The sequence below is a fragment of the Massilia sp. 01N417 genome, from assembly GCF_056399645.1.
In genome coordinates, this window is sequence record NZ_JBFTRS010000044.1 from 1 (window position 1) to 9,452 (window position 9,452).

Annotated in this window: 10 protein-coding genes and 2 rRNA genes; 6 read left to right on the forward strand and 6 right to left on the reverse strand. The window is 66.1% G+C overall.

All coding sequences use genetic code 11. The features are described 5' to 3' along the window. The 3 genes from AC1DOQ_RS26600 to AC1DOQ_RS26610 form a co-directional block, all read left to right on the forward strand. Positions 1-230 (forward strand): 23S ribosomal RNA (locus tag AC1DOQ_RS26600); the annotation flags it as partial. A 120-nt stretch (positions 231-350) separates the two neighbouring features. Next, positions 351-463, forward strand: a 5S ribosomal RNA gene (gene rrf / locus AC1DOQ_RS26605). A gap of 184 nt (positions 464-647) precedes the next feature. Continuing rightward, on the forward strand, positions 648-2,387 hold the full coding sequence (locus AC1DOQ_RS26610; protein ID WP_477371317.1) for a sensor domain-containing diguanylate cyclase: 1,740 nt from the start codon (positions 648-650) through the stop codon (positions 2,385-2,387). A 27-nt stretch (positions 2,388-2,414) separates the two neighbouring features. Here AC1DOQ_RS26610 and AC1DOQ_RS26615 read toward each other — a convergent pair whose 3' ends face one another. The 5 genes from AC1DOQ_RS26615 to AC1DOQ_RS26635 form a co-directional block, all read right to left on the reverse strand. Next, entirely contained in the window at positions 2,415-2,756 is a 342-nt protein-coding gene (locus AC1DOQ_RS26615) for a DUF1840 domain-containing protein (RefSeq protein ID WP_477371320.1), read from the reverse strand. A 79-nt stretch (positions 2,757-2,835) separates the two neighbouring features. After that, positions 2,836-4,386 (reverse strand): putative ABC transporter permease subunit, encoded by a 1,551-nt coding sequence (locus AC1DOQ_RS26620; protein ID WP_477371323.1) that lies wholly within the window; start codon positions 4,384-4,386, stop codon positions 2,836-2,838. Then, positions 4,383-5,117: an ABC transporter ATP-binding protein gene (locus AC1DOQ_RS26625; protein ID WP_477371326.1), complete on the reverse strand. Its 735-nt coding sequence runs from the start codon at positions 5,115-5,117 to the stop codon at positions 4,383-4,385. The genes AC1DOQ_RS26620 and AC1DOQ_RS26625 overlap by 4 nt, the downstream gene beginning before the upstream one ends. A gap of 13 nt (positions 5,118-5,130) precedes the next feature. Continuing rightward, positions 5,131-5,655: a hypothetical protein gene (locus AC1DOQ_RS26630; protein ID WP_477371329.1), complete on the reverse strand. Its 525-nt coding sequence runs from the start codon at positions 5,653-5,655 to the stop codon at positions 5,131-5,133. Between the two features lie 72 nt (positions 5,656-5,727). Continuing rightward, a complete protein-coding gene (locus tag AC1DOQ_RS26635; protein ID WP_477371331.1) occupies positions 5,728-7,245 on the reverse strand; it encodes a YifB family Mg chelatase-like AAA ATPase in 1,518 nt (505 codons plus the stop codon). Positions 7,246-7,348: 103 nt separating this feature from the next. Here AC1DOQ_RS26635 and AC1DOQ_RS26640 point away from each other — a divergent pair, with 103 nt between their 5' ends. Continuing rightward, positions 7,349-7,630 carry a hypothetical protein gene (locus tag AC1DOQ_RS26640; RefSeq protein ID WP_477371334.1) on the forward strand — a complete coding sequence of 94 codons (282 nt, stop codon included), beginning with the start codon at positions 7,349-7,351 and terminating at the stop codon, positions 7,628-7,630. Here AC1DOQ_RS26640 and AC1DOQ_RS26645 read toward each other — a convergent pair. Then, complete coding sequence (locus AC1DOQ_RS26645) at positions 7,627-7,896, reverse strand: accessory factor UbiK family protein (protein ID WP_477371337.1); 270 nt, start codon at positions 7,894-7,896, stop codon at positions 7,627-7,629. The genes AC1DOQ_RS26640 and AC1DOQ_RS26645 overlap by 4 nt on opposite strands. Positions 7,897-8,168: 272 nt before the next feature. Between AC1DOQ_RS26645 and AC1DOQ_RS26650 the strand changes: the two genes are divergently transcribed. Continuing rightward, positions 8,169-8,921, forward strand: a complete 753-nt coding sequence (locus AC1DOQ_RS26650) for a TorF family putative porin (RefSeq protein WP_477371340.1) — start codon at positions 8,169-8,171, stop codon at positions 8,919-8,921. Between the two features lie 12 nt (positions 8,922-8,933). After that, positions 8,934-9,272, forward strand: coding sequence for a P-II family nitrogen regulator (locus tag AC1DOQ_RS26655; protein WP_477371343.1), 339 nt, complete (start codon positions 8,934-8,936; stop codon positions 9,270-9,272). Positions 9,273-9,452: the final 180 nt, after the last annotated feature.

The following is a 9,452-nucleotide window of genomic DNA, read 5'->3' on the forward strand; positions in this document are numbered from 1 at the left end:
GACGAACCTCTGGTGTACCGGTTGTCACGCCAGTGGCATTGCCGGGTAGCTAAGTTCGGAAGAGATAACCGCTGAAAGCATCTAAGCGGGAAACTCGCCTTGAGATGAGATTTCCCGGAGCCTTGAGCTCCTTGAAGGGTCGTTCGAGACCAGGACGTTGATAGGTCGGGTGTGGAAGTGCAGTAATGCATTAAGCTAACCGATACTAATTGCCCGTACGGCTTGTCCCTATAACCTTGGCAGTCATGCCRGGGTACGATGACAGCTGTTTGTTGACACAACAGATAAAACTACTTCTTCCAGATTCAGCGTCGCGTCTTCCTCAGGAGACGATACGCGTACAAGTCATGCCTGATGACCATAGCAAGTCGGTACCACCCCTTCCCATCCCGAACAGGACCGTGAAACGACTTTGCGCCGATGATAGTGCTGCAACCAGTGTGAAAGTAGGTTATCGTCAGGCTAATTATTCGCAGAAGCCCGCTCAGTTGATACTGAGCGGGCTTTTTGCTTTTCTGCGCGTTAAATAGCTGCGACCAACTTGTATAGGCAAATCCGCCACAAATTCTTATCTAGGGAAAGTTTTTGCTGGAGTCAGCCGGTGTATGTACGGTAGCATTGCGCTCTTTTGTTATCCGACACTCAATATGACAGACAGCAGCGACACCAACCCGCGGCCCAGGCGGGCCAGATATTTCCGCCTTGCGGCATTGCTGGTGTCCTTCTCCTGCCTGACAGTCGCGATCACGGTGCTGCTCCAGCTGCTGCTCGTCGATCACTACGCCAACCAACACGCTTCCGAACAGGCCAGGCTGCGCCTCCAGCAGCTGTCCTGGCAGATGCGCGACTCGCTCGACCGCACCCTGGACCAGGCGGTGCGCGACGTCTACCTGCTGTCGGCACTGCCGCAACTGCGCCACCCCGCCGATCCGGCCGCGGCGCGCGAGATCCTCGAGAACCTGCAACGCCATTTCAGCAATTACGCCTGGATCGGCATCGCCCAGCCCGACGGCAAGGTGCTGGCCGCGACCGGCGGGCTGCTGGAAAACCGCGACGTCAGCTCGCGCCCCTGGTTCCATACCGGCGAGCAGGAGGTGACGGCCATCGATTACCATCCCGCCGCCCTGCTCGGCAAACTGCTGCCGCGGTCGAACGATCCCTGGCGTTTCGTCGACATTGCGGGGCCGATCCGCGACGACGACGGCGCCCTGCGCGGCGTGCTCGCCATCCACCTGAGCTGGAGCTGGGCGCGCAGCCTTGCCCGTGAGCTGCTGACGCCGGCGCAGCGCGATATCGGCGCCGAGATCATCGTCGTGCGCAACGATGGCGTGGTCCTGCTCGGCCCCGACGATATCCTCGAGAAGTGCATTTCGACCGAAAGCCTCAGGCTGGCCCAGCAGGGCAAAACGGGCGCCATCACGGAACGCTGGCCGGACGGCCACACCTATGTGACGGGCTACAGCCGGAGTGGAGGCAGCCGCGAGCGCGCATCCCTGCACTGGGCGGTCCTGGTGCGCCAGACGGAACAGGCGGCGATGGCTTCGGCCCGCCGTTTCGAGCTCCGCGCAATGTGGTTCAGCCTGCTCCTTGCCGGGGTCCTCGCCGCACTGGCGGCCCTGATGGCCCGGCGCATCGTGGCGCCCCTGAAGTCGCTGAGCGGCGCCATGGAAAACATCGCCCAGGCGCCCGAGCACGCGGTGCCGGAAGCGATTCCCGCGGCCGGCGGCTTCCATGAAGCCCAGGTCCTGTCCAAGGCCTTGCGCGGCCTGATCCGCAACGAGCGCCGCCACCGCATGGCCCTCGAGGAGATGAACGCGCACCTGGAGGAAACGGTGGCCGCGCGCACCGCCGAGCTGGAAGGCCTGCTGATGCGCGACCTGCTGACCGGCCTGCCGAACCGGCGCGCACTGATGCAGACACTGCCCGAAGCGATGGCGCGCGCGGCCCGCCTGCGGCGTCCCTGCGCGGTGCTGTTCCTCGACATGGATGGCTTCAAGCAGGTCAACGATACCCGCGGCCACGAAGAGGGCGACGAACTGCTGCGTCGCTTCGGCGGCCGCATCCTCGCCGGCATCCGCGAGACGGATATGGCGGCCCGGCTTGCGGGCGACGAGTTCGTGGTGATCCTGGAGATGCTGAGCGACGAGCTGGATGCCGCCGCCAAGGCGGAGACCTTGCTGGCCCAGCTCACCCGGCCCTATGCCCTGCATGGCGGCAGCGTGCAGGTGGGAGCGAGTATCGGGGTGGCCCTGCACATGCCGGACCAGGCGCCGGATCCGGCGCGCCTGCTGGCCCGGGCCGACCAGGCCATGTACGAGGCCAAGCGCAAGGGCAAGAGCCGGATCGCGGTCGCGCCGGCGGAAGCCGCGTCCGCCGAGGCGCGCTGACGGCGCCTCGCTCAGGAAGGAGACGGGTTAGACGCCCCAGAGGACGTCGGTGCCCTGGTCGCGCGCGGCGCGCAGCATTTCCAGCAGTGGATAGGCGCGGGTCGGGAAGCTGACCATTTCGACCGGTTCGTGTTCGGCATCTTCGACATCGCCGGCATGGGCCTTGACGTCCTGCTCGACTTCGTCGGTGGCGTGGTGCTTGCGGCTCTCTTCGATTTCATGCTCGAGCAGTTGTACGGCCTTGGTGGCTTCGGCAGCCGTGATGACGCCGCGCTCCGGGTCCTTGTGCAGCAGGTCGAGGATGCGCATGGCATGTTCCTGCATCATCAGGACGTTTGGATAGGCTTTGGATTTGAAGGTGATTAGCATAGCTTTCTCGTTCAATCATGAGTAACCAAACGATAACACGACTCGCCGTGCGATGTCGGTGCGCGGCGCCACTTTATGCTCAGGCCCGGCGCCGCAGCAGCCAGGCCAGCAGCAGCGCCAGCAGCGCGGCCGCCAGCACCCCGGCCGCGAACAGGGCGGTCGATCCGGCCGCCACGCCTTGCTCGGCCGCCAGCGACACCAGCAGCCAGCCGAGTCCACCCCAGCAAAGCGTGTTGACGATCTCGAACACCGAGCACAGGAAATTCTCCTTGCCGCGCATTTTGAAATCGCTGCGCAGTCCCGGGCGCCCCAGCCATTTCACGATCAGGGCGGCACCCAGGATGGCGCCCACCACGACGAAGCCGATCAACACCGCGGCCAGCGGCGCCCGTACCATCAGCCACAGCAGGGGCAGGGCGACCAGCATCAGCGGCGGCATCATCACCGCGGCCAGCTTCGCCAGGCCGATCGTGCGCGCGGCGGCAGGCGAGGATTGCAGCAGGTCCGGCGCATCCTCGGCCGAGACGATGATCCAGGCCAGGGAGCTGGTGAGTGAGCTGCACAGCAGCGCCAGGCCGGCGCCGATCGCCGGACCCGGCGAATCGTTCTTGCGCAGGATGAGGAACAGCAGCGGCACCAGGTAGACCAGCTGCAGCAGCACCTGCGAGATCAGGTGCGGATCGCGGGCGATCAGGCGCCACTCCTTGACCACCACCGTATCGAACAGGCTGCGGCGGAAGCGCATCCGCACCGCCCCCTGCGGCCTGGCGATCGCACGCGCGGTACTGGCCGCCTCCTGCACGCCGTGCACGAAGAAGCGGTGGGTGCGCCCGACCGTCAGCATGAAGGCGGCGACGCCCAGCACGGCCATTCCCAGCATCGGCAGCGGCTCGCCGAGCGCGGCGCGGCCGGGCAGCCACAGCGGGCTGCCGGGAGCCAGCCACGGGGACTCCGCGAGGTGCTGCAGCGTGCGCTGGGCGGCGCCCCCGCCGGCCGTCTGCGATACCAGCGAAAACGACTGCGACAGCAGGAACAGCAGCGCGCCCGCCACCGCACTGAGCACCTGCGCCAGCACCCGCGTGCGGCGCGCGCCCAGCAGGCGTACCAGCGCCAGGGTGAGCAGCATGCCGAGGCAGGCCATCAAGGTCGAGGTGGTGGCAATCGCCACATACACGCCGATCCAGCGGAACTCGCCGAGCACCACGCCGACGTGGACGAGTGGCCCGAGCAGGAACAGATAGAGGGCGGCGCAAGCCAGCACCACGCCCAGCAGGCGCACCGTGAAGATGCTGCGCGAGGGCAGGGGCGAAGACAGCAGCAGGTCGAGGTCGCCGCGCTCGAACAGCGCCAGCACGCTCGCCTTGAGTGAACTCGAGAGCATGAAGGTGCCGATCGCCACCAGCGCCAGGGTCGCCAGGATGGCCATGCGCGGATCCGCGACGCCGTCCGGCCCGAGCTTGTGCAGGAGCGCAAAGGCGCCCACGTGCAGCAGCGTCCAGGCCAGCACCCACACGGCGATGCTGACCCAGCTCATGCGCCGCTTGCCGCCCCCGTTCACGGCCGCGCCATACCAGGCCATGCGCAGCTCGTGGCGCAGCAGCCAGCGGCTCGAGCCGGGCGGCGCGCTCACGCCTGCTCCGTCAGCTGCAGGAACACGTCTTCCAGGCTGCCACCCAGGGTCCGCTCGCGCAGCTCGGCCAGCGTGCCTTCGGCGATCAAGCGGCCCTGGCGGATGATGCCGATGCGCTGCGCCAGGCGTTCGGCCACCTCGAGGATGTGGGTGGTCAGGATCACGGTGCCGCCCTGGTTGACGTGGGAGACCAGCAAGTCCTTCACCTGGCGCGCGGCGGCGGCGTCCAGGCCGGTCAGCGGCTCGTCCAGGATCAGCAGCTGGGGTTCGTGGATCAGGGCCCCGGCCAGCGCCAGCTTCTGCTTCATCCCGCGCGAGAACCCTTCGGTCAGCTCGTGCGCGTGCTTGCTCAGGTCCAGCCAGTCGAGCAAGCGGCGTGCGCGCGGCTCGGCATCCTCGGGCGTGATGCCCCACAGGCCGGCGACGAATTCGAGGTATTCGGTGGGCTTCAGCTTCCCGTACAGCATCGGGTCGTCCGGCAGGTAGGCCATCTTCTGCTTGGCGGCGGCCGGGTTGGCCGCGAGGTCGATGCCGAGTACTTCGATCTGGCCGGCGTCCGGCGCCAGCAGGCCGGTCACCATGCGCAGGGTGGTGGTCTTGCCGGCGCCGTTGGGGCCGAGCAGGGCATAGAGTTCGCCGCGGCGGACGCTCAGGTCGATGCCGTCGACGGCCGGGCGGCCGAAAGCCTTGCGCAGGGAGCGCAGCTGCAGTGCTGGGGTATCGCTGTTCATGGTAAGGGACGGTTCAACGGAGGGTGAAGGAGCTGAGGAACTGCTCGACCTGCTCAGACGGCATGGCGTTCGTCTTGCCGAGCACGATGACCTGGTAGAAGCGCTTGCCGCGCGCCTCGAAATGGCCGACCAGGCGCACCGGCTGGCCGTTGCTGCTGCCGGTGACGTCGATGTCGCTGACCGATCTGCCGCCGGACTCCGCATGCGCGGCGGCCTGTTCCTTGACGGCGCCGATATTGCGCGTCAGGGCCTGCACCATCGCCGGCACCGCGGCGCGCGCGTGTTCCTCGTCCGGCGCCTCGGCCGAGCCGACCGCGAAGGTCGCGCCGTCGACTTCGGCGGCCGTCATTGTCATGCTGACCTGCATGCCGTCGAGGTCGACGGTGCGGGTGGCACTGGCCGGCTTGGCCGGGAACATGACCCGGTAGGGTGCATCCTGGCTGGCGTAGTCGCGCCAGTTGTACTTGGGGCTGCAGGCGCCGAGCAGGACGCTGGCCAGCAGGACGGAAATAACCGGCAAGGGAAGACGGATTTTCATGGGGCGATGGTATCAGCGCCCCGCGTCGTCGGCCAGTAAAATGTTGCAATTATTTAATCTCGTCAGCGCCGCTCAGGCGTCCAGCAAGCCCCTGCGGTACTGGATCGCCTCGGCCACGTGTTCGGACTGCACCCGGGGTGCCACCGCCAGGTCGGCAATCGTCCTCGCCACCTTCAAGACCCGGTGATAGGCCCGCGCCGACCAGTGCAGGTGGCGCATCGCATTACGCAGCAACTGTTCCGCAGCCTCGTCGAGTTCGCAATGGCGGTCGATTTCCCGGGTCGACAGGCGCTGGTTGGCCTTGCCCTGGCGCGCCACTTGCACAGCGTGGGCGCGCGCCACGCGTGCGGCAATATGGCTGCTTGCCTCGCCGTCGGCCTGGGCCGCCATCGATTCCGGCGCCATTGCCGATACCGGCACCTGCAGGTCGATGCGGTCGAGCAGTGGACCGGAGATCTTGTCCTGGTAGCGCAGCACCGCGTCATGGCTGCAGCGGCACTTGCCGGACGGGTGGCCGAGCCAGCCGCAGGGGCAGGGATTCATGGCCGCGATTAATTGAAAGCTGGCGGGGAAGTCGGCCTGGCGGGCCGCGCGGGAAATCGTGATGTGGCCGGATTCCAGCGGTTCGCGCAGCACTTCCAGCACGTGGCGGCTGAACTCCGGAAGCTCGTCCAGGAAGAGTACGCCATGATGGGCCAGCGAGATCTCGCCCGGCCGCGGCATCCCGCCACCGCCCACCAGGGCCATGCCCGAGCTGGTGTGGTGAGGACTGCGGAAGGGCCGGCGCCGCCAGCGCTCGATCGAGAAGCGCCCGGCCAGCGACTGGAGCGCCGCCGACTCCAGCGCTTCCTCGTCGCTCAAGGCCGGTAGCAGGCCGGGAAAGCGCGAAGCCAGCATGCTTTTTCCGGCACCGGGCGGCCCCACCATCAACACCGAATGCAGGCCGGCCGCCGCGACCTCGAGGGCGCGCTTGACGTGCTGCTGGCCTTTCACGTCCGCGAAGTCGGGATAGCGCGGCGGCGCCAGGGCTTGCGGCGGCCGGTGGCGGGCCAGGCGGGCATCGTCAGCTTGCGCTGCGAAGTGCGCGCACACCTCGAGCAAGGTATGCGCCGGGTAGATGGCGGCATCGCTGACCAGCGCCGCCTCGTCGGCGTTCGCATGCGGCAGGACGAAGGCGCGCCTGGCGCCGTCCGGACTGCGATGCATGGCGAAGGTCATCGCCAGCGCGCCGCGGATCGGGCGCAATTCGCCGGACAGCGAGAGCTCGCCGGCGAACTCGTAGCGGTCCAGCCCCTCGCTGGGAATCTGTTCCGAGGCGGCCAGGATGCCCAGCGCGATCGGCAGGTCGAAGCGCCCCGATTCCTTCGGCAGATCGGCCGGCGCCAGGTTGATGGTGATACGGCGGTTCGGCAGCTCGAAGCCGGAATTCTGCAGCGCGGCGCGGACCCGGTCCTTCGATTCGCGCACCTCGGCATCCGGCAGGCCGACGATGGCCAGGCTTGGTAGACCGTTGGCCAGGTGCACTTCGACGCTGACGGACGGCGCGTCCATGCCGGCCAGGGCGCGGCTGCGCAGTACTGCGAGACTCATGGTGTGGAGGGAAAAATGAAGACCTGCAGATGGTGAGCGCTGGCCGCCCTGCCATTGTTGAGAGCGGCCAAATGTGTATAGTGCCGGCATGCCGAAACTATTGTTGACCTTCGCCATCCTGGCGCTGCTGTTCTGCCTGCTGTGCGGGCCGGTGCTCTATGTGGCGCTCCGGTTCAGGCGGCGGGGGGATGTGGCGGCATTGCGGCCGCTGCGCTTCGTCTGGCTCGCGCAGCTGGCGCTGGCCGCCATCCTGGTCTTCGTGGCCGACGATGCCCGGCTGGGCAATCCGGTCGGCGTCATGCTGGGCATCGTCATCGGCGTGAGCCTGGGCGGTGCCGCCCTGTTCGGGTTATGGCGGCTCACTCGCCGCCTCGTGCTGCGTTAAACCTTCTGATCCGAATCCACCGCCGTCACCGACGCCAGCTTCGCTTCCAGTTCCGCCACGCGCAATTCCAGGGCGTCGAGCTTGGCGCGGGTCTTGGCCAGCACCTGGGCCTGGATGTCGAATTCTTCGCGCGTCACCAGGTCCAGCTTCGAAAAGCCCTGGGTCATCATGGCCTTGACGTTGCGTTCGATGTCCTTGGCCGGCGAATTCTCGATCGCCTGGTTGATCTTGCCCTGCAGATCGTTAAAGAAGTTATTCATATCCATTTCTGTCCTTGGTGAAGCCGGGTGGTGCGCACTCATTTTGTGCGCGCCTCGCTGATTTAGTGCGTGCACCCGCGTGGCGCACGCCCTTGCGGCGTCATTTGTGTTTTGGCATATCAAAAATGGGGGCAGAGGCCTGTGAATACAAGGTCTGCCGGTCCATTCAGGGGTGGCACGCATCCTGCTAAAGCAAACATACAACATAGAAAAACAGGAAAGCGAAGTACGGATTGTAAACCCATCAGGTCCAAAGTTCATTTACCAGGGAGTATCGTATGAAGCGTCGAAGCAGCAAGTGGCAGCACATCGCGATGGTCGCGGCGGGTTTGTGGAGCCTGAGCACCGGTCTGGCCGGGGCGCAGGAGCAGGAACAGAAGCCCGAGCACGAGGTCAGCTTCAACGCGGCGGTGACGAGCGATTACCGTTACCGCGGCCTGTCCCAGAGCCGCCTGGATCCGGCGGTGCAGGGCGGCGCCGACTATGTCCATAACCCGACCGGCCTCTACGTCGGCACCTGGCTCTCGTCCATCAAATGGACCAAGGACGCGGGCGGCAGCGGCAACGTCGAGTGGGATATCTACGGCGGCAAGCGCGGCAATCTCAGCGCCGACATCACCTACGACGTCGGTGGCCTCTACTACTTCTATCCGGACAACGGCCTGCATCCGAACGCCAACACCTTTGAGCTCTATGGCCAGCTGGGCTATGGACCGGCCTACGTCAAGTACTCGCATTCGCTGACCAACCTGTTCGGCACCGCCGACAGCAAGGGCAGCGGCTACCTCGACATCGGCGCGAACGTCGACGTCGGCGGCGGCTTCGTGCTGAACCTGCACGCGGGCCGCCAGGAAGTCCGCCACAACAGCGCTGCTTCCTACACCGACTACAAGATCGGCGTGACCAAGGACCTCGGGGTCTGCTCGGTGGCGCTGGCTTACGTCAAGGCCAATACCAGCGCCTACCTGAGCCCGTCGCGGGAAAACCTCGGGAAGTCCGCGGCCCTGCTGTCTGTTTCAAAAACTTTCTGAAGAGGCAATCGCATGAAAATGATCACCGCCATCATCAAACCCTTCAAGCTCGACGAGGTCCGCGAGGCCCTTTCCGAGCTCAATGTCCAGGGTATTACGGTGACCGAAGTGAAAGGCTTCGGCCGCCAGAAGGGCCATACCGAACTCTACCGCGGCGCCGAGTACGTGGTCGACTTCCTGCCGAAGACCAAGATCGAGGCGGCGGTCGACGACGCCATCGTCGACCAGGTGATCGACACCATCCAAAGCGCGGCACGCACCGGCAAGATCGGTGACGGCAAAATTTTCGTCTCCGATCTGGAGCAGGTAATCCGTATCCGTACCGGCGAGACCGGCAACGATGCGCTGTAAGGGGAATCCGATGATCCGCACACTCACCAAACTGATCGCAGGCTTCACGGTCGCGATGGCGCTCGGCGCCGCACTGCCGGTCCTGGCCCAGGATGCCGCCGCACCGGCCGCGTCGGCGCCGGCCGCCACCGCAGCCGCCGATGCCGGCGCAGCCGCTCCCRCTGCCCCCGCCGCTCCCGC